At 68.9% G+C, this 21,673-nt stretch carries 10 protein-coding genes; 7 read left to right on the forward strand and 3 right to left on the reverse strand.

Annotated features, from left to right (window positions below; all coding sequences use genetic code 11):
* Positions 1 to 8: 8 nt before the first annotated feature.
* Entirely contained in the window at positions 9 to 545 is a 537-nt protein-coding gene (locus tag MKK49_RS16540) for an apolipoprotein A1/A4/E family protein (RefSeq protein ID WP_244030520.1), read from the reverse strand.
* Positions 546 to 950: 405 nt separating this feature from the next.
* On the opposite strand from MKK49_RS16540, the gene MKK49_RS16545 reads away from it, so the two are divergent.
* Positions 951 to 2,372 (forward strand): trehalose-6-phosphate synthase, encoded by a 1,422-nt coding sequence (locus MKK49_RS16545; protein WP_244030354.1) that lies wholly within the window; start codon positions 951 to 953, stop codon positions 2,370 to 2,372.
* Positions 2,373 to 2,530: 158 nt separating this feature from the next.
* A complete protein-coding gene (gene glgX / locus MKK49_RS16550) occupies positions 2,531 to 4,627 on the forward strand; it encodes a glycogen debranching protein GlgX (RefSeq protein WP_244030521.1) in 2,097 nt (698 codons plus the stop codon).
* Between the two features lie 34 nt (positions 4,628 to 4,661).
* Here the strand turns inward: glgX and MKK49_RS16555 are convergent, their stop codons facing one another.
* Together MKK49_RS16555 and MKK49_RS16560 are read right to left on the reverse strand one after the other, a co-directional pair.
* A complete protein-coding gene (locus MKK49_RS16555) occupies positions 4,662 to 5,135 on the reverse strand; it encodes a YidB family protein (protein ID WP_244030356.1) in 474 nt (157 codons plus the stop codon).
* Between the two features lie 71 nt (positions 5,136 to 5,206).
* Positions 5,207 to 5,419 carry a hypothetical protein gene (locus MKK49_RS16560; RefSeq protein WP_244030358.1) on the reverse strand — a complete coding sequence of 71 codons (213 nt, stop codon included), beginning with the start codon at positions 5,417 to 5,419 and terminating at the stop codon, positions 5,207 to 5,209.
* Between the two features lie 218 nt (positions 5,420 to 5,637).
* Here MKK49_RS16560 and treZ point away from each other — a divergent pair, with 218 nt between their 5' ends.
* From treZ to glgB, 5 genes are all read left to right on the forward strand, one after another.
* Positions 5,638 to 7,449 (forward strand): malto-oligosyltrehalose trehalohydrolase, encoded by a 1,812-nt coding sequence (gene treZ / locus MKK49_RS16565; protein ID WP_244030360.1) that lies wholly within the window; start codon positions 5,638 to 5,640, stop codon positions 7,447 to 7,449.
* Positions 7,449 to 12,356, forward strand: a complete 4,908-nt coding sequence (locus MKK49_RS16570) for a malto-oligosyltrehalose synthase (RefSeq protein WP_244030362.1) — start codon at positions 7,449 to 7,451, stop codon at positions 12,354 to 12,356. The genes treZ and MKK49_RS16570 overlap by 1 nt, the downstream gene beginning before the upstream one ends.
* 169 nt (positions 12,357 to 12,525) lie before the next feature.
* Positions 12,526 to 15,909 (forward strand): maltotransferase domain-containing protein, encoded by a 3,384-nt coding sequence (locus MKK49_RS16575; RefSeq protein WP_244030364.1) that lies wholly within the window; start codon positions 12,526 to 12,528, stop codon positions 15,907 to 15,909.
* Between the two features lie 169 nt (positions 15,910 to 16,078).
* Positions 16,079 to 19,336: a maltose alpha-D-glucosyltransferase gene (treS, locus tag MKK49_RS16580; protein ID WP_244030366.1), complete on the forward strand. Its 3,258-nt coding sequence runs from the start codon at positions 16,079 to 16,081 to the stop codon at positions 19,334 to 19,336.
* Positions 19,337 to 21,631 carry a 1,4-alpha-glucan branching protein GlgB gene (gene glgB / locus MKK49_RS16585; protein WP_244030368.1) on the forward strand — a complete coding sequence of 765 codons (2,295 nt, stop codon included), beginning with the start codon at positions 19,337 to 19,339 and terminating at the stop codon, positions 21,629 to 21,631.
* Positions 21,632 to 21,673 lie beyond the last annotated feature (42 nt).

Here is a 21,673-nt window from a genome sequence, read left to right on the forward strand (position 1 = left end):
CGCCGGCCTCAGATGCCGTGATCGCGATGGAGGCCGGGTGCCGGCACGTCGCCCAGGGAACCGCCCCGGACCGGAACCTCACGGGGCTCGTAGTCGCGTACGGCCGACATGCTCGACGACTTGATGAATCGAGCCACCACGAACCCGGTCACGAACGTGGCGACCGCCACGGCCACCGGGGCCCGGCGGGCGAGCGCCTCGGCGTCCTCGTAGAACTCCGAGAAGCTCTTATTCTCGATCTGGGTGCCGAGGTGCTCCAGGCCTTCCGCAGCGCTGTCGAAGAAAGCGCGGATATTGGGCCGATCCTCGAAGGTCTTGCTGGAATCCCGTACCGTGCGCGCAAGGTCGTTGACCGACTGGGCTGCGTCGCCCTTGCGGCGCTCGACATACTCCTCGGCGTGCCCGCGTGCCGCGGAGACGAAGCCCCGGCCGCGCTCGACCGCCTCGTCGGCGATGCCCTCGACGTCGCCGCGCAGGGCTTTCCAGTCGGCCGTCTCGCGATTCGCCGCAGCCTCCGCACCCGGCGACCCAGTGGGTTGATTCACGTTCACGGTGATACTCCTCGGCGCTGATCGGTTGCGCTGTTGCCGCAGTTCAACAGCGCCCGTGGAGACAGGGTTCCGAACGGGCGAAACGCTGCGCGTCAGTCTGCGTTCAGGTCGCGGATCCTAGGAGGGAAAAGCTTGACCGGAGACCGTCGCCGTGACGACAGATCAGGACCGAGACCGTCGTGGCGTGCCGCTTCGGTGGACGCCCGGATCGCGGGTGTGGCGGATTCCGGGCGAGCGTATTTTGCCGTGAGGCGGGCGCGGGCGCCCCTTGACCGGGATAGTCTTAACGCGCTTGGCTGCAACCAACGGATCGCGCTCGGCTTCCGCGCGTTCACCCACTGTATCAGTCTGAGCGCGCGCGATTCCCGCGCCGCGCCCTGAGGACCGGAGCCGGCTTACGTGGCACGTCTCGTCATCGTATCGAACCGCGTCGCAATCCCCGAGGATGGGGGCAAGGCCGTGGCGGCCGGCGGTCTCGCCGTCGCGGTCAAGGAGGCCTTCACGGCCTATGAAGGGTTGTGGTTCGGCTGGAGCGGCAACGTCGTGGAGAATCCCTCCACGGAGCCGACCCTGATCGACCGCGGCCGAGTCCAGTACGCCGTCGTCGATCTCTCGCCCCAGGACCACCGGGAATACTACAGCGGCTTCGCCAACCGCGCCCTGTGGCCGATCATGCATTACCGGCTCGGCCTCGGCGCCTTCTCGCGCTCGGACTATGCCGGCTACCAGCGCGTCAACCGAATCTTCGCCCGGGCGCTGGCCGACTTGATCCAGCCCGACGACATCATCTGGGTGCACGATTACCACCTGCTGCCCCTCGCCTCCGAGCTGCGCGGCCTCGGCATCGCCAACCCCATCGGCTATTTCCACCATATCCCGTGGCCGGCGGCCGACGTGTTCAACACGCTGCCGGCGAGCAACGACCTCCTGCGCGGGATCGCCGACTACGACCTCATCGGCCTGCAGACCGATCCGGACGTCCACAACCTCACCCGCAACCTCATCGACGAGCTGCGCGCGATCCCGCTCGGCGGCGGTTCGCTGATGGTGGACGGGCGCCGAACCCGCATCCGCAGCTTCCCCATCGGGATCGATGTGGCGGGCTTCAAGGAAGCGGCGGAGAATGCCGGCGCCAACCGGACCGTGCGGGAGACCATGGCGGGCCTGCGCACCCGCAAGCTCCTCATCGGCGTCGATCGCCTCGACTATTCCAAGGGCGTGCCCGAGCGCATGGAGGCGGTGGAGCGCTTCTTCGCCTCGAACCCGGACCAGCGCGGCAACGTCGTCTATATCCAGATCACGCCGAAATCCCGGACGGAGGTTCCCGAATATGAGGAGCTCAGCCGCGAGGTGAACGAGACCGTGGGCGAGATCAACGGCAGCCTGGGTGAGCCGAACTGGACCCCGATCCAGTACGTGACCAAGGCCTATCCCCGCCCCGTCCTGGCCGGCCTCTACCGCGCCGCCCGCGTCGGCCTCGTCACGCCCATGCGCGACGGCATGAACCTGGTGGCCAAGGAGTACGTCGTCGCCCAATCCGACGAGGACCCCGGCGTTCTCGTGCTGTCGAAGTTCGCCGGCGCAGCGCGACAGCTGCCGGAAGCGCTCCTCGTCAACCCCTACGACCGGTTCGAAGTGGCCGAGGCCATTCGCACGGCCCTCTACATGCCGCGCGGCGAGCGCCTGGAGCGGTGGAAGCCGATGCTCGATCGCATGATGCGCGAGGACGTCGACTGGTGGGCGCGCAACTTCATGACGGAGTTGGAGAACTTCCGCACCGTCGAGCGTGAGCCGCCGAGAGCGGCGGCAGCCGCCGAATAGCCCCTGCGCGGTGGCAGCCGTTGAACCGATCCACGCGGCGGTGGTTGCCGAATCGATCCTACGCGGCGCGCGCTGCGGAATAAGCCTTGCAGGACCCCTGTCGGGCGGCCGATGCCCGCCGAGTGCCTCTCACGACGGACGTGCGTTTGACTGACGATATGATCGGCCTCGACGATGGCGTGCTCGCGCCGCTCGGGGCTCACTTCGACGGCCGCGGCGTCAACTTCGCGCTGTTCTCCCAGCATGCCACCGCCGTAGACCTCTGCCTGTTCGAGCCGGGCGAGCGCCACGAGACCCGCCGCATCCGGCTGCCCTGCCGCACGGACGATGTCTGGCACGGCCACCTGCGCGGCGTGTTTCCCGACCAGCTCTACGGCTACCGCGTCCACGGGCCGTGGGACCCGGCGCGCGGCCATCGCTTCAATCCGGCCAAGCTCCTCCTCGATCCCTATGCCCGCGAGATCCAGGGGCGTATCCGGTGGCACGATGCCCTCTACGGCCACCGGCGCGGAATCCTGCGCGAGGACCAGATCGACCGGCGCGACAGCGCGGCCTACATGCCGCGCGGCGTGGTCACCGCGCCGGAGGTGCCCAACCTCGCCACTAAGCCCGTGCGCCGGCCGCTCGCGCAGACGGTGATCTACGAGGCGCACGTCAAGGCTCTGACCCAGCTTCACCCCGACGTGCCCGAGGCCGCGCGCGGTACCTACGCGGCGCTCGCGCATCCGGCGATCATCGAACACCTGTTGAAGCTCGGCGTCACCGCCATCGAGCTCCTGCCGATCCAGGCCTTCGCCGACGACCGCTTCCTCGTCGACAAGGGGCTGGTGAACTTCTGGGGCTACTCGCCGCTGAACTACTTCGCGCCCGATCCGCGCTACCGGGGACCGGCCGGGATCGGCGGCCTCAGGGCGGCGATCCGCGAACTGGCGGCGGCCGAGATCGAGGTGTTCCTCGATGTCGTCTACAACCATACGGCGGAGGCCGACCATTCCGGCCCGACCCTGTCGTTCCGGGGCATCGACAACGCGAGCTACTACAAGCTCGAACCGGACAACCCGCGCCGGGAGATCGACTGCACCGGCTGCGGCAACACCCTCGACCTCGACCACCCCCGCGTGATGCAGCTCACCCTCGATTCCCTGCGCCACTGGGTGACGGCCTACGGGGTCGCCGGCTTCCGCTTCGATCTCGCCACCAGTCTCGGCCGCGTCCCCCACGATTTCTCGGCGAAGGCCGCGTTCTTCCAGGCCGTGGCGCAGGACCCCGTCCTGTCCCGGGTCAAGATGATCGCCGAGCCCTGGGACATCGGCCAGGGCGGCTATCAGCTCGGCGCCTATCCGCGCGGCTGGAGCGAGTGGAACGACCAGTTCCGCGACAGCGTGCGCGGGTTCTGGCGCGGCGACCGGGGCGTGCTGTCGAAGGTCACACAGGGGCTCTCGGGCTCGCGCGAGATCTTCGCCGGCTCCGGCCGCACGCCGCTCGCCAGCATCAACTACGCTGCCTCCCATGACGGCTTCACCCTCGCCGACGTCGTCGCCTACGAGGACAAGCACAACCTCGCCAACGGCGAGGACAACCGCGACGGCCACGGCCACAACCTCACGCGCAATTACGGCGTCGAGGGACCGACCGACGACCCCGCGATCGTCGGCCTGCGGGCCCGTCAGAAGCGCAACATCCTCGCTACGATCATGCTGGCGCAAGGCGTGCCGATGCTGCTGATGGGCGATGAGCGCTCGCGCAGCCAGGGCGGCAACAACAACGCGTACAACCAGGACAACGCCACGAACTGGGTCGATTGGGAGAGCGATCCCGATCCGGCGCTCACGGCCTTCGTCGCCAACCTGACCCGCCTGCGCCGGGAACAGCCGGCCCTGCGTCGGCGCGACTTCCTCGACGGCGGCGCCGTCGAGGACGGGCCGTTGCGCGACGTGCACTGGCTCTCGCCCTGCGGCGCGGAGATGGACGGGGACGCCTGGGCTGACGAGGGCCGGCAGGCCTTCGGCATGCAGATCGGCAACGATCTACCCGACGCCGACCGTCTCCTCCTCCTCGTCAACGCCGCCGAAGAGCCCTGCGACTTCACCTTCGCGGCCGTGATCGGAGGGCCCTGGAGCCTGGTGTTCGACACGACGCGCGCGACGGGCGCGGTTCCGGAGGGGCAGACCCTGTTCCCGGCCGGCGCGCGCCTGCGCCTCGATGGCCGTGCGCTCTACGTCCTGCGGACACGGCCGGCGACCTACGGCCGGTAGATCACCCGGGTGTCGGGGGGCCCGAGGCGACGCCTCACGCGTGCGACGGGAGCCGGCCGTCCGGGGTGTATTGATCGATCGCCCCGGGCAGATCCCGCGAGAGGCGGGCCAGCAACTCGTCCCGCGACAGGCCGGTCTGCCGTGTGAGAGTCGCGATCACGTCGGGGCCGATGGCTTGTTCGAGATGCGTCGGCTCGATGGTGCGGTTCGGCGCCGTATCCACCCACGACTTGGCGGTCTCCCCATGCCCTGCCTGGGTGAAGCGATCGACGAGTTCGGACACGCCGCCGCTCAGCAGACCTCCGACGCCCGCGCTGCCCAACCCGCTCAACAAGCCGCCGAGTCCGCCCTGTTGTGCACCCGCCCCGGGTGATTGTCCGTGGCTGGTCGGATCGGCGGTGCCCTTGGCGAGGCCGCCCAGCATCTCGGCGATCTTATCCCGGTTCTGGTATCCCGCCACGGCGAGTAATCCCAGAAGGGCGGTCATCGAAGGAAATCCGCGGCTCATTTGGCTGTCTCCCGAACACACGTTTTCGGGAACAAGCGGGCGATGGGCACGCGGGTTCCGCGACCACGCGCTCAGGGCGCCGGTGCGCGCCGAAGTTCGTGCCGGGCCTGTTCCAGGAACTCGTCGCGCTCGGCTTGGCTCAGGGCCAGGATCGGGCATCCGTTTCCCCGAATACCGTCGGGATCATCGAAGGGCTCGGCATCCCAGCAGCGTTCCCCATGCCCCTTGCGGGCAAAGTTCAGCTTGGCGCGTGCCAGCACCAGACTCTCTTCGGGTTCGCTCATGACGATCTCCCGCACCATATACAGGACAACGTATCAGGTTTGACGGCAGCGTCGATGGGCACGACCGCACCGCACAAAATCTAACCAGCTTGACGGTTGCCCCCGCCCGCCACCGCGTTACCTCGAAGGAGGGAACCAGACCGATGCACACGGCCTTCTGACAGGTGCGCGGCCCCGGACCCGCCGAACGACCCCACGATCACGGAGATGGCGACCTGATGCGGCGCAACCATACGATGCCCTTCGGTGCGCAGGTTGAGAAGGACGGCGTCCGCTTCGCCCTTTGGGCCCCCACGGCCACGGACGTGACCCTCGTCCTCGACGGCGCCGATCATGCGGTTCCCGACACGGGCGAAGGCTGGCGCGTCGTGACCGTTCAGGGCGTCGCGAACGGTGCCCGCTACGGCTACCGCATCGACGGCGACCTCGTGGTGCCGGACCCCGCCTCGCGCTTCCAACCCGACGACGTGTCGGGCTTGAGCGAGGTGGTCGATCCGCGCGCCTTCGACTGGACCGACGCCGCCTGGACCGGCCGCCCGTGGGAAGAAACGGTTCTCTACGAACTGCATGTCGGCACGGCGACGCCGGACGGCACCTACGCGGCACTGGAGGCCAAGCTCGAAGAACTGCGCGATCTCGGCGTCACCGCCATCGAGCTGCTGCCGCTCGCCGACTTCAAGGGCACCCGCAACTGGGGTTACGACGGCGTGCTGCCCTACGCGCCGGACGGCGCCTACGGCCGTCCCGGCGACCTCAAGCGCCTCATCGACAGGGCGCATTCCCTGGGCCTGATGGTCTTCCTCGACGCCGTCTACAACCATTTCGGCCCGGCTGGGAACTACCTCAACGCCTACGCCAAGACGTTCTTTACCGAGCGCCACCAGACGCCGTGGGGCGCCGGAATCAACTTCGACGGTGAGACCAGCGGCCGCACGGTGCGGGACTTCTTCATCGAGAATTCTCTCTACTGGTTGGAGGAGTATCACTTCGATGGGCTGCGCTTCGACGCCGTCCACGCCATCCTCGACGACTCCGAAAAACACTTCATCGGCGAACTCGCCGAGACGGTTCGCGCACGCCTGCCCGGCCGCCATATCCATCTGGTGCTGGAGAACGAGGCCAATCAGGCGAAGTGGTTGGAGCGCGAGGCCGACGGCCGGCCCATCCAGCACACGGCGCAATGGGCCGACGACCTGCATCATTGCTGGCACGTGCTGCTGACCGGCGAGGAGGCCGGCTACTACGAAAGCTTCGCCGACAAGCCCGTCGCCCACCTCGCGCGCTGCCTGGCGGAAGGCTTCGCCTATCAGGGCGAGCCGTTCCCGACCCTCGACAACCATCCGCGCGGCGAGCCCTCGTCCCACCTGCCGCCCTCCGCCTTCGTCACCTTCCTGCAGAACCACGATCAGGTCGGCAACCGGGCACTCGGCGAGCGCCTGAGCGCCTTGAGCGACCCCGCCAAGCTCGCCCTGGCGCGGGCCGGCCTGCTTCTCAGCCCGCAGATCCCCATGCTGTGGATGGGCGAGGAATGGTCGGCCTCGACGCCGTTCCTGTTCTTCGTCGATTTCGCGCCGGACGAAGAGCTGAACAAGGCCGTGCGCGAGGGGCGGCGGCGCGAGTTCAAGAGCTTCGCGGCGTTCGCCGACGACACCTCGGTCATCCCCGATCCGACGGAGGCGAAGACTTTCACGGATTCGCGCCTCGACTGGTCGGAAGCCGAGCGCGCCCCCCATCGCGGCGTGTGGGCCGACACCCGCAACCTTCTCCAGATCCGGCATCAGACCGTCGTCCCCCTGACCCGGACCGCCTATCGCGGGGCGCAGGCCTCCCTGCCGCGTCCCGACGCGGTGGATTGCACGTGGCGGTACGAGAGCGGGTGGCTGCGCTTCGTCGCCAATTTCGGCGACGCGCCCCTGGAGACACCGCGCGGCGGCGGCCAGATCGTCTGGTGCAACGGCGCCGACGTCGTCACCGGCGAGACCATCGAACTCCCGTCCTGGACGGGCATCTTCCTGACGGGTGTGAACTGATGAGCCGCGACCTCGAACGCCTCGCCGATCTCCTCGGCGTCGCCCCCGGCTACACCGACGCCTTCGGGCAGCCCGTCGAGACGAGCCTCGAGACCCGGCGGGGCATGATCGCCGCCCTCGGTTTTCCCGTCGGCGATGATGCCGAGATCGCCGAGAGTCTCAGCCTCGTGGCGAAGGTCCGCGAGGGCCTGACCCCGTCGCTCCTGCCCGTCGAGGCGCGCCGAGCCACGCGGGTGCCCCTGCGGGTGTCGGCGGCCGGCACCCTGGCGTGGCGCCTCGTCGATGAGCGCGGCCACACCCGCGAAGGCCGCGTCGCGGTTCCGGCCTCGGCACAAGCCGGCTTCGAGTTGCCGCCCCTGACGCCCGGCTATCATCGCCTGACGGCGACCCTCGGGGATCAGCGCGCCGAGTCCTGGGTCATCGCCGCCCCCCAGCGCTGCTGGCGTCCGCGCGCCTATGCCGACGAGGGTGCGCGCGACTGGGGCCTCGCCGCCCAGCTCTACGGCCTGCGCTCGCCGGACAACCTCGGCATCGGCTCCTACGCCGATGCGGGGCGCGCGGCCCGCGATGCCGGCCTGCGCGGGGCCTCGTTCCTGGGGCTGAGCCCGGTCCACGCCCTGTTCGCGACCGACCGCACCAAGATCTCGCCCTACTCGCCGTCCTCGCGCCTGTTCCTCGAGATCCTGTTCATCGAGCCCGGCGCCCTGCCGGGCTTCGTCGGCTCGAAGGCCGCCGATCTCCTCGCCTCCATGGGCGCGCGGGTCGAAGCCCTGCGCGAGGCCAAGCTCGTCGATCACGCCGGCATCTGGGGCGTGCTCTCGCCGGTGCTCCGCGCCCTGTGGCAGGAATCCGCTGCCCGCGACGGCACCGATGCGCGCTTCGCTGCCTTCCGCACCGCCGGTGGCGAGGATCTCGAGGCCCACGGCACCTTCGAGGCGCTGGCCGAACACTTCCAGGGGCAGGGCGCCCTCTGGCTCGGCGACTGGCCGGAAGACTTCCGGCGCAACGGCACCGACGCCGTGCGGGCCTTCGCGACCGCGCACGCGGAAGCCGTGACCTACCACGTCTGGCTGCAGTACTTGGCCGACCGGCAGCTGGAGGAAGCGTCCGAGGCGGCGCTCGGCACCGGCATGCGTCTCGGCCTCTACCGCGACCTCGCGGTCGGCGCCGACCGCGGCGGCTCCGAGATCTGGTCGCACCCCGAGCGTTTCGCCAACGGGGTCTCCATCGGCGCTCCGCCCGATCTCCTCGCCCCGAAGGGTCAGGATTGGGGCCTGCCGGCCTTCCACCCCTTGGAGATGGAACGCGACGGCCTCGCGGCCTTCAGGGCGCTGGTCCAGGCGAACATGCGCCACGCCGGCGCCATCCGCATCGACCACGCGTTCCAGCTCGCCCGCCTGTTCCTGATCCCGCTCGGCGCCACCGCCCAGGCCGGCGCCTACGTCGCCATGCCGTTCGAGCCGATGCTGGCGGTGCTGCGCCTGGAGAGCCACCGCGCCAAGTGCCTCGTCATCGCCGAGGATCTCGGCACCGCGCCCGAGGGCTTCTCCGACGCCCTGATGCAGGCCGGCATCCTGAGCTACCGCATCCTCGCCTTCGAGCGCGAGCACGGTGCCCGTTTCAAGCCGCCGGCCGCCTATCCGCGCGAGGCGCTCACCGCCATCACCACCCACGACCTGCCGACCTTCCTCGGCTGGTGGCGCGGTGTCGACACCGACACCCGCCAGGCGCTCGGCCTCTACGATTCCGAGCGGGCCGACACGGAGCGGCGCGAGCGCGTCGAGGAACGCGCCCGCCTGACGGAGGCCCTGGCCTCCGAGCAGCTGCTTCCGAGCTACGATCCTCCGGAAGCCGCTCCCCTGGAGGCCGCCGCGCGCTACCTCGCCCGCGCGCCCTCGATGCTGACGGCCGTGCAGTACGAGGACGTGGTCTCGGAACTGTCCCAGGCCAACGTGCCGGGCTCGACGGAAGGCTACCCGAATTGGCGGCGCAAGCTTGACCGGACCCTGGAGGCCATCGCAGCGCCGGGCGGCCCGCTCGCCAAGCTCGCCGCCTCTCTGTCGGCCGAGGAGCGCGGGCCGCGCTCGGGCGCCGCGCGCCTCGCCTCACCGCCGCCGCGCGCTACCTACCGCCTGCAGTTCCACAAGGACTTCACCTTCGCGGACGCGGAGAAGATCGTCCCGTACCTGGCGAAACTCGGCATCAGCCACGTCTACGCCTCGCCGATCCAGAAGGCGCGGCCGGGCTCGACCCACGGCTACGACATCGTCGACCACGCCACCATCAACCCGGAACTCGGCGGCGAGGAGGGCTTCGTGCGCTTCTCGGAAGTCCTGCACGCGGCCGGGCTGAAGCTGCTGCTGGACATCGTGCCCAACCACATGGGCGTCGGCGGCGCCGACAATCCGTGGTGGCTGTCCGTGCTCGAATGGGGCGGCCTGTCGCCCCATGCCGAGGCCTTCGACATCGACTGGTCCAGGCTCGGGGCCAACAACAAGCTCGTGGTGCCCTTCCTCGGCGACCGCTACGGCGAGGCCCTGGAGAAGGGGACGCTCGAACTGAAGTTCGAGCCCAAGAAGGGTGCCTTCAGCGTCTGGCACTACGAGCACGAATTCCCGATCTGCCCGCAGCAATACCCGACCATCCTCAACCGCTCGCTCGCGGCTTTGGGCGACATCGAGGATGCGGCGGCCTTGGAGGTGCTCGGCATTTCCGAGCGCCTACGCCTCATGGGCGAAAAGACGAACCCGGAGCGTCGCATGGCCTTCCCGGCCGAGGCCGAGGAGCTGAAGGAGCGCCTCGTCGAAGCCGTGGCGGCGTCCCCCGCCATCGCCGAGGCCATCGGCCGGACCCTGCGGCTTCTCAACGGCGCCAAGGGCCATCCCGACAGCTTCGGGCCCCTGCACCGCCTGCTGGAACAGCAATCCTATCGCCTCGCCCATTGGCGGGTCGCGGCGAGCGATATCAACTACCGTCGGTTCTTCGACGTGAACGGACTGGCGGGCCTGCGCGTCGAGAAGTCGGACGTGTTCCAGCGCTCCCACGAGACGGTGTTCCGCCACATCCGCGAGGGCCGCATCGACGGCTTGCGCATCGACCACATCGACGGTCTCGCCGATCCGCAGGGCTACGCCCGCGCCCTGCAGGCCGCCGTCGGCCCCGGCTTCTACGTGGTGGTGGAGAAGATCCTGGAGCCCGGCGAGCGCCTGCGGCCCTGGCCGGTGGCCGGCACCACCGGCTACGACGTGCTGAACCAGCTCGACGGCATCCTGGTCGACAAGGGCAGGCAGGCGGCGATCCGCGACCTCTACGAAGCGCGCACGCATTTCGACGAGCCCTACAAGTTCATGCTCCGGGCGGCGAAAGCCGAGATCCTGGAGATCAGCTTCGCCTCCGAACTCGAGGTGATGACCTCCGACCTCAAAGCCGTGGCCGATGCCGACCGGCGCACCCGCGACTTCTCCGTCAACGCCATCCGCCGGGCGCTCATCGAGATCATCGCGCGCTTTCCCACCTATCGCAGCTACCTGCCGGGCGACATCGACGAGAGCGACGTCGAGGACGAGGATGTCCGCCTCATCGAGAACGCGGTGAAGAAGGCCAAGCGCTGGAGCGCGCTGCCGGACCGCTCGGTGCACGATTTCGCCGCCGACGCCATGCTGGGCCGGATCGACGTGACGGGGCCGGGCCGTCCCGACCCCGAGGTGATCCTGCGCTTCCGCCGCCGCTTCCAGCAGTTGACGGGGCCGGTGATGGCCAAGAGCCTGGAGGACACCCTGTTCTACCGGTTCTCGGAACTGCTGGCGCTCAACGAAGTCGGCGGCGATCCGGGCGAGTACGGCCTCGACGCCGCGCACTTCCACGCGCTTCAGGCCGCTCGCGCCCGCGACTGGCCCAACGCCATGATCGCGACGGCGACGCACGACACCAAGCGCGGCGAGGATGCCCGTTCGCGCCTGCTCGCCCTCTCGGAGATGCCCGGGGAGTGGGCCGAGGCCTGGACCGCGTGGCAGGAGCTCGCCGGCCCGCACCTCACGGTCATCGACGGCGAGGTGGCGCCGGACGCCAACGACCAGTGGATGTTCTTCCAGGCGATCCTCGGCGCCTGGCCCCTCGAACTGCTCGACGCCGACGAGCCCGGCGCCATCGAGGATTTCCGCAAGCGCCTCGACGCCTATTCCGAGAAGGCCCTGCGGGAGTCGAAGCGCCGGTCGAGCTGGGTCAACGTCGACGAATCCTACGAGGGCGCCGTCCACGCGCTCTTCGCCAAGCTCGTCGTCCCGGGCTCGGACTTCCTGTCCAGGCTGCGGCCCTTCGCCAAGCGTCTGGCCCTTCTCGGCATGATCGCGGGCCTCGGCCGCACGGTGCTGAAGGCGACCCTGCCGGGCCTGCCCGACACCTATCAGGGTACGGAATCCTGGGATTTCTCGTTCGTCGATCCCGACAACCGCCGCCCCGTCGACTACCCGGCCCTGGCCCGGTCCCTGGAGGAGGGCGGCGCGGTCCCCGATCTCCTCGCCCACTGGAGCGACGGCCGGGTCAAGCAGGCGACCCTTTCACGGCTGCTGGCCGACCGCGCCGAGCGGCCGGCCTTCTACGCCGAGGCCGACTATCAGGCCGTCGTTCCCGCAGGTGCGAAGGCGGAGCATGTCATCGCCTTCACACGTTCGGATGCGACGAGTGGCGCGGGCGACTTGCTGGTGGCCGTGCCGCGCCTCGTCTCCGGGCTCGTCGGGGACGCGGTGTGGACCGGTGCGGCGTTCGCCGGAACTCACCTGCCGGTGGCGGCCGACAGCGCCTGGACCGACCTCGTCACCGGGGACACCGTAGAGATGACGGATGGACGGATCGAACTCGACCGCCTGTTCGCGCGTCTGCCCTACGCGGTCATGAAGCGGACCGGCTGAACGGATCGACAACCCTTCCCCTTTTCGGGGGAGGGTGCCTGCGGCGCAGGCGAGGAGAGGGAGACGCCTCTTCCGGACAACGCGCTCCCCTCTCCCGACCCGCTTCGCGGGCCACCCTCTCCCGTAGAGGGGTGAAGGCGGGGCGTCTCACCAAACTGATGGAGCACGCATGAACGCACCGAGCCCCGCAACGAGTACCGCCCAGCGGACCGACGCCGGCGTGGTGCCGCTTCCCCAAGGCCTCGCGCCCCGCGCCGTGGGGCCGCGCATCTACAACCTGTTCCCCCTCCTCGTCGGCCGGGTCTCGGCCTGGACCGCCGAACTGCCGCGCATCGCGGGCCTCGGGTTCGATTGGGTGTACCTCAACCCGTTCCACCAGACCGGTGGCTCGCGCAGCCTCTACGCGGTCGCCGACACCGACCGCCTCGACGAACGGTTCCGCGACCATGACGGCACCTCGGACGACGAGCAGATCCGCCGCTTCTGCGCCGCCGCCCGCGCCCAGGGCCTCTCGGTGATGACCGACCTCGTGGTCAACCACACGGCCCGCGACGGTGCGCTCGCCCGCGACCGGCCCGACCTGTTCCTGCGCGACGCCGATGGCGAGATCGAAAGCCCCTACGCCGTCGATCCCGACGATCCGACGAAGCGCACGGTCTGGGGCGATCTCGCAGAACTCGATTATCACACGCAGAAGAGCCGCACGGAGCTGACCGCCCTGTGGTCGGGCTACGTCAACCGCCTGCAGGACCTCGGCGTGGCGGGCTTCCGCTGCGACGCCGCCTACAAGGTGCCGGCCCCCGTCTGGCGCGACCTCATCGGCGCGGCCAAAGCTGTGGAGTCGGACTGCCTGTTCGCCGCCGAGACCCTGGGCTGCACCTTCGAGGAGGCGCAGGCGACGGCGGGCGCCGGCTTCGACTACCTGTTCAACAGCTTCGCCTGGTGGGACCTGAAGGCCCCCTGGGCCCTGGAGCAGTACGACCGCCTGCGCGTCGTCGCCCCCTCCATCGCGTTCCCCGAGAACCACGACATGGCCCGCCTCGCGGCGGATCTCGACGGCGACGCGGACGCGATCGGTCGGCACCTCAAGGCGCGCTACGCGCTCGCCGCCTTCTTCTCCGCCGGCGTGCTCATGCCCATCGGCTACGAGTGGGGCTACGTGAAGAGCCTGCACGTCGTCGAGACCACGCCCGAGACCCGCGAATCCGACACCGGCATCGACATTTCGGCCTACGTCACCGCCATCAACGCGTTGCGGGCCGAACTCCCGGCGGCCAATGTCGAGGGCGCCCAGGCGCGCATCTCGTCGCCGGACGCGGACTTCGTCGCCCTCCTGCGCTTCGACACCGGCCACGGCGCCTCGGCCAGCAGCGCCGTGCTGCTGCTGCACAACCCCGGCACGGCACCCGTGGCCGTCGACGCCGCCCCCCTCGTCGCCCGCACGGGCGGCATGCTCGGTGCGTTCACGGACCGCACGCCGGACGTGGCCCCCATCGCGTTCACCCCCGGCATCAGCGTCGACCTGCAGCCGGGCGAGGTCCGCATCCTCACCGCCGCCCGCGAAACGATCACGAAGGAGCCGCCGCTCACCACGCCGACGGGCGAGGGCCGCGTCGTCATCGAGGCCGTGGCGCCCGAGATCGACGGCGGCCGCTCGGCGGTCAAGCGCGTGGTCGGCGAGAGCGTCCACGTCACCGCCGACATCTTCAGCGACGGCCACGAGATCATCGACGCCGAGATCCTGTCGCGCGTCGTCGGCGAGGAGATCTGGGCCTCCGACCCGATGGTGTTCGTCGAGAACGACAGCTGGAGCGGGCACTTCCCCCTGGAGCGCAACGCCCGCTACGAGTTCACCATCCGGGCGTGGCGCGACGCGTTCTCGTCGTGGATGCGCGACACCCTGAAGAAGCGCGACGCCGGGGTCGATGTCCAACTGGAGACCGTGGAGGGCATCGCCTTCGTGGTCGATGGGGTCGACGAGGCCAAGGGCGCCGACCGCGAGCGGTTGAAGGCCCTGGCGAGCGCCCTCGAGGCGGAGAAGACCGGATCGGCGGCCCAGCTCGATCTCATGCTGATCCCCGAGAACGCGCGCCTCATCCGCCGCTACGCGACCCGGGTGAATCTCTCGCGCTACCCCGTCAACGTGCCCGTCATCGCCGACCGCCTCGCGGCCCGGTTCTCGGCCTGGTACGAGATTTTTCCGCGCTCGCAATCTATGGACGTCAATCGTCACGGCACCTTCGACGACGTGATCCGGCGCCTGCCCGAGATCCGCGAACTCGGCTTCGACGTCCTGTACTTCACCCCCATCCACCCCATCGGCAAGACCAACCGTAAGGGCAAGAACAACACCCTCAAGGCGCTCGAGGGCGATGTCGGCTCGGTCTACGCCGTCGGCTCGGAGGCCGGCGGACACGAGGCCGTGCATCCGGAGCTCGGCACGCTGGACGACTTCCGCCGTCTGGTGGCGGCCAGCCACGCCTACGGCATGGAGATCGCCCTCGACTTCGCCATCCAGTGCTCGCCCGACCATCCCTGGATCAAGGACCACCCGGAGTGGTTCGAGTGGCGCCCCGACGGCACCCTGAAATTCGCCGAGAACCCGCCGAAGAAGTACGAGGACATCTCCAACGTCCACTTCTACGGCGGCGCCTTGCCGTCGCTCTGGATCGAGCTGCGCGACATCGTGCTGGGCTGGGCCGCGCTCGGCGCCCGCATCTTCCGGGTCGACAACCCCCACACGAAGCCGATCCCGTTCTGGGAATGGATGATCGGGCAGGTGAACGGCCGCTACCCCGACGTGATCTTCCTGGCGGAAGCCTTCACCCGGCCGAAGATGATGAAGAAGCTCGCCAAAGCCGGCTACCAGCAGAGCTACACCTACTTTACTTGGCGCGACACCAAGGCCGACCTCATCGCGTATTCCACCGAGTTGGCGGGTGAGATGGGCGAGTATTACCGCCCAAACTTCTTTGCGAATACTCCCGACATCAACCCGATCTACCTCCAGACCAGCGGGCGGGCCGGGTTCGTGGTGCGCGCGACGCTCGCCGCGACACTCTCCAGCGTCTGGGGCATCTACAACGGCTTCGAACTCTGCGAGGCCGCGCCCTATCCGGGCAAGGAAGAGTATCTGAACTCCGAGAAGTACGAGCTGAAGGCCTGGGACTACGACCGGCCCGGCAATATCCGCGAGCACATCATCAAGCTCAACCGCATTCGCCAGGACAACCCGGCCCTGTGGGATTTCCGGAACGTCGTGTTCACGGGTGCGTACAACGACGCGATCATCGCCTACGCCAAGACCACTCCGGAGGGCGACAACTGCATCTTCACCATGGTCAACCTCGACCCGAAGAACCGGCAGGAATGCACCTACGAGGTGCCGCTCTGGCTTCTCGGCCAGCCAGACGACGGCGCCGTGGAGGTCGAGGACCTGCTCCTCGGCTACACGTTCGAGCTGCGGGGCAAATCCCACCGCATCGCCTTCGATCCGGCCGAGCGCTCGGCCATCGTCTGGCGCCTTCGGGCCCCGCGCCGGGTTGCGCCTTGAGCGCACCCATGTCAGCAGAAACCCCGGCGATCGGACCCGATCGTCGCGGTGTCGCCTCAGTGTCGGCGCCTATCCCTCCGACGGACGCCGCACCCGGCGCTTCCCGTCCGGGCCCCGGTGCGCACACTCCGACCACGCCCTTGAACTCGATGCATGAGGCAACGACGCGATGATCGATCGCAGCGATCCGCAATGGTACCGTGACGCCATCATCTACCAGATCCACGTCAAGTCGTTCTTCGACTCCAACAACGACGGGATCGGCGATTTCGAGGGCCTGACGCAGAAGCTCGACTACGTCCGCGACCTCGGGGTCACGGCAATCTGGCTGATGCCGTTCTATCCGTCGCCCCTGCGCGACGACGGCTACGACATCGGCGACTACCGGGAGGTCAACGCCTCCTACGGCACCATGGAGGAGTTTCGGAAGTTCGTGGAGGCCGCGCACGAGCGGGGTCTGCGCGTCATCACCGAGCTCGTCATCAACCACACCTCGGACCAGCATCCCTGGTTCCAGCGCGCCCGCGAGGCGCCGGCCGGATCGCCGGAGCGCGACTTCTACGTCTGGTCGGACACCGACACGCCATATGCCGACACGCGCATCATCTTCCTCGACACCGAAACCTCGAACTGGACCTGGGACCCGGTCGCCAAGCAGTATTTCTGGCACCGATTCTACAGCCACCAGCCGGACCTCAACTTCGACAACCCGGCCGTGCTGGAAGCCGTCATCGAGGTGATGCGCTACTGGCTCGACATGGGCGTCGACGGCCTGCGCCTCGACGCGATCCCGTACCTGATCGAGCGCGACGGCACGAACTGCGAGAACCTGCCCGAGACCCACACGGTCATCAAGGCGATCCGCGCGGCCCTCGATGCGAGCTATCCCGACCGCATGCTGCTGGCGGAAGCCAATCAGTGGCCGGAGGAGACGGCGCAGTATTTCGGCGACGGCGACGAGTGCCACATGGCGTTCCACTTCCCGCTGATGCCGCGCATGTACATGGCCATCGCCCGGGAAGACCGGCACCCGATCACCGACATCATGCGCCAGACCCCGGAGATCCCCGAGGGCTGTCAGTGGGCGATCTTTTTGCGGAACCACGACGAGCTGACCCTGGAAATGGTCACCGCCGAGGAACGTGATTACCTCTGGTCGTTCTACGCCGCCGAGCGCCGCGCCCGCATCAACCTCGGCATCCGGCGCCGCCTCGCGCCTCTGCTGGAGAACGACAGGCGCAAGATCGAACTGATGAAGTCCCTCGTCTTGTCGATGCCCGGTACGCCGGTGCTCTACTACGGCGACGAGATCGGCATGGGCGACAACATCTACCTCGGAGACCGCGACGGCGTGCGTACTCCGATGCAATGGTCGCCGGACCGCAACGGCGGCTTCTCCCGCGCCAATCCGGCGAAGCTCTTCCTGCCCTCCGTGCAGGACCCGATCTACGGCTTCGACGCCATCAACGTCGAGGCGCAGACCCAGTCGCAGACGAGCCTGCTGAACTGGACACGGCGCATGATCGCCATCCGCAACAATTCCGTGGCGCTCGGCCGCGGCGGGATGCAGTTCCTGTATCCGTCGAACCGCAAGGTGCTCGCCTGGATTCGCGAGTTCGAGGGCGAGCGCGTTCTGTGCGTGGCGAACCTGTCGCGGGCGCCGCAGGCCGTGCAGCTCGACCTGTCGGAGCTGCGCAACGCCGTGCCCATCGAGCTCACCGGCGGCTCGGAATTCCCGGCCATCGGCGAGCTGCCCTACCTGCTGACGCTGCCGAGCTACGGCTTCTACTGGTTCTCCCTCAGTGCTGCCAACACCGGCAGCATCGGCCCGCAGCCGGAAACGCCGGAGCTGTTCACCCTGGTGCTCACGGGCGGCATCGACACCCTGATGGCGGGGCGCGAGCGCATCGCCTTCGAGCGGACCGTGGCGCCGCGCTTCATCGCGACCCGCCGCTGGTTCGGCGCCAAGGGCTCGCGCATCAAATCGGTGAGCGTCACCGACAGCGCGACCCTCAAGGATGCCACCGGCGAGGCGCGCTTCCTCCTGCCGCGCGTGGCCGTCCACCTCGCCAACGGCGAGCGGCAGGACTACTTCGTGCCGGTCGCCGTCGACGAGGGCCGCGAGGACGAGACCCTGATGCCCTTCGCCGTGGCTCGCGTCCGGCGCGGTCCGCGCACGGGCCTGCTGTTCGGCGCCGCCGCCTCGCCGGCCTTCGTGGTCGCCATGGTGGAGGGCATGCGCGAAGGCCGCGAACTGGCGACCGAGACCGGTAAGCTCGTGTTCTCGACGACCTCCGCCTTCGACCCGGACCTCACGTTCGAGCCCGGCGAGGTCCGCCGCCTCAGCGCCGAGCAGAGCAACACCTCCATCGCCATCGGCTCGAAGATGATGTTGAAGCTGCTGCGGCGGCTCCAGACCGGCGTCCATCCCGAGATCGAGGTCGGGCGCTTCCTCACGGAGACCGCGCACTTCAACAACACGCCGGCCCTGCTCGGCGTCGTCGAGCATGTCGATCCGGACGGCGTGCGCACCGCTATCGCCGTGCTGCAGAAGTTCGTGCCGAACCAGGGCGATGCCTGGACCCTCATGCTGGAGGGCCTGCGTCGCGACTTCGACACGGTGGTGCTCGCCCCCGAGAGCGAGGCACCGACGCCCGAAGAGGCGTTCGAGTCCCACCTGCGCTGGGCGATCCTGCTCGGGCGGCGTACGGCCGAGATGCACAACGCCTTCGCGGTGACGACCGACGACCCGGCCTTCGCGGCCGAGCCGTTCGAGCATGCCGATCTCCATGCGCTGGGCGACGACACCCGCCGGCAGGCCGAGCGCGCCTTCCGGGGTCTCGATGCGCTGGCCGGACGCACGGCCAACGCAGCGAGCACGGAGCTCGCCGGGCGCCGCCGCGAGGTCGAGGACGCCATCGAGGCACTCACCGCCCGCGCGCCGCTCGGGGCCACGAAGACCCGCATCCACGGCGACTACCACCTCGGGCAGGTGCTCGCGGCCGAGGACGACCTCATCATCGTCGATTTCGAGGGCGAGCCCTCGCGACCGGCCGACGAGCGTCGCCTCAAGTCGACCCCCTTGCGCGATGTCGCCGGGATGCTGCGCTCGTTCGCCTACGGTGCCGAGACCGTGACCCGCGAGATCGCCGTGCGCTTCGCCGATTCCGAGGAGCGCGCGCGCCGGGCCTCCATCGCTTGGCGTGGCATGATCGATGCGGCCTTCCTCGACGGCTATCGGCAGACCGTCTCGGCCGGCGGTGGCGGGGTGACGGATGCGGAGACCGAAAGCCGGCTCCTCAAGCTCTCGCTCCTGACCAAGGCCCTCTACGAGGTCGATTACGAGGCGAACAACCGTCCCGATTGGATCGAAATCCCCGCACGTGGGGTTCTCACCATTCTGGATGACATCAAGAGAGGCGTTTGAATGACGGGCATCGACGAGACGTTCGCGGGCCGCACCGGGCACGCATCGGCAACCTCGGGAGCCGCGAACGTACCGCCTGTTGCCACGGGCACGCGGGCGCCCGAGACGCGCGGCGTGCATCCCGACGCGGTGGCCGCCATCATGGCGGCCAACCACGGCGACCCCTTCTCGGTTCTCGGCCCCCACGAGGTCGGGCCGGGCGCCTGGGAGGTTCGCGCCGTGCTGCCGGAGGCGAAGGGCGCGAACCTCCTGACGGGGGGCAAGCGCATCCCGTTCGAGCGCAAGCACCCGGACGGCTTCTTCGTCGCGAAGGTCGAATCCCGGGGCCGTCCCCTCTACGAACTCGCCGTGGAGGACTGGGACGGGACCGAGCGCACCCGGCATGATCCCTACGGGTTCGGCTCGTCCCTGGAGCAGCACGACATCGACGCCCTGCGCGAGGTCGGCAGCAACGTCACCTACCGCATCCTCGGCGCCCAGGCGCGCGCGGTCGACGGCATCCAGGGCTTCCGCTTCGCCGTGTGGGCCCCCAACGCCCGCCGCGTCAGCGTGGTCGGCGACTTCAACGCCTGGGACGGCCGGCGCCACCCCATGCGCCTGTGGCAGAACGGCGGCGTCTGGGAGCTGTTCGTTCCCGGCCTGAAGGCCGGCGCGCATTACAAGTTCGAGCTGCGCGGCCCCGACGGTGCACTCCTGCCGCTGAAGGCCGACCCCGTCGCCTTCGCGGCCCAGCAGCCGCCGGAGACCGCCTCCGTCCTGCAGGGCACGAACGATCCTGCCTGGCACGACGCGCAGTGGATGGCGACGCGCGGGGAGAAGGACCCGCGCCACGTGCCGATCTCGATCTACGAGGTTCACCTCGGCTCGTGGGCGCGCGTGGCGGAAGAGGGCAACCGCTACCTCACCTACAAGGAACTTGGCGACCGCCTCATCCCCTACGTCAAGGAGATGGGCTTCACCCATATCGAGATGCTGCCGATCACGGAGTTCCCGTTCGACGGCTCATGGGGCTACCAGCCGGTCTCCCTGTTCGCCCCGACGAGCCGCTTCGGCACGCCCGACGACTTCGCCGCCTTCGTCGATGCCGCACACGCGGCCGGCATCGGCGTGATGCTCGACTGGGTGCCGGGCCACTTCCCGCTGGACGCCCACGGTCTCGGCCAGTTCGACGGCACGCATCTCTACGAGCATGCCGACCCGCGCCAGGGCTTCCACCAGGATTGGGGCACTTACATCTACAATTTCGGCCGCACGGAGGTCTCGACCTTCCTGGCCGCCAACGCCCGGTTCTGGCTCGAGCACTACCACCTCGACGGCCTGCGCGTGGATGCCGTCGCGTCGATGCTCTACCTCGATTATTCGCGCCGGCAGGGTGAGTGGATTCCCAACCGCTACGGCGGCAACGAGAACCTCGACGCCATCGACTTCCTGCGCAAGACCAACGAGGCCACCTACGCCCACGCCCCCGGCACCCTGACGGTGGCGGAGGAAAGCACCTCCTGGCCCGGCGTCTCGCATCCGACCTATACGGGCGGCCTCGGCTTCGGCTTCAAGTGGAACATGGGGTGGATGCACGACACCCTGAACTTCGTCTCGAAGGAGACGATCCACCGCCGCTACCACCACCACGACCTGACCTTCGGCCTGCTCTACGCCTTCTCCGAGAACTTCATCCTGCCCCTGTCCCACGACGAGGTGGTGCACGGGAAGGGCTCGCTGCTCGGCAAGATGACCGGCGACCGCTGGCAGAAGTTCGCGAATCTCAGGGCTTATTACGGCTTCATGTGGGGGCATCCCGGCAAGAAGCTGCTCTTCATGGGCTGCGAGTTCGGCCAGGAGAAGGAGTGGAACCACAACCAGTCCCTCGACTGGCACCTCCTCGACGATCCCCACCACCAGGGCGTCAAGGATCTGGTCCGCGACCTCAACCACCTCTACGCCGCCGTGCCGGCCCTCCACACCCGCGACACGGAGGCTGCCGGCTTCCAGTGGCTGGTGGCGGACGACCAGGACAACAGCGTCATCGCCTGGGCCCGCAAGGGCCGCGAGGCCGGCGAGGTCGCCGTGGTGGTCTCGAACTTCACCCCCGTGGTGCGCGAGAACTACCGCATCGGCGTGCCGGAGGCGGGGTTCTACCGCGAGGCCATCAACTCGGATGCCGAGCGTTACGGCGGCTCCAATGTCGGCAACATGGGCGGGGTCCGGGCCGAGGCGATCCCGAGCCACGGCCAGAGCTACTCCATCAGCCTGACGATCCCGCCGCTCGCCACGACGATTTTCGTGCGCGAGGATTGAGGCCGCCCCTCACGGGGGATCACACGAAAGAGCCGGCGGTGT

The organism is Methylobacterium sp. J-090, from assembly GCF_022829345.1.
Classification (GTDB): Bacteria; Pseudomonadota; Alphaproteobacteria; order Rhizobiales; family Beijerinckiaceae; genus Methylobacterium.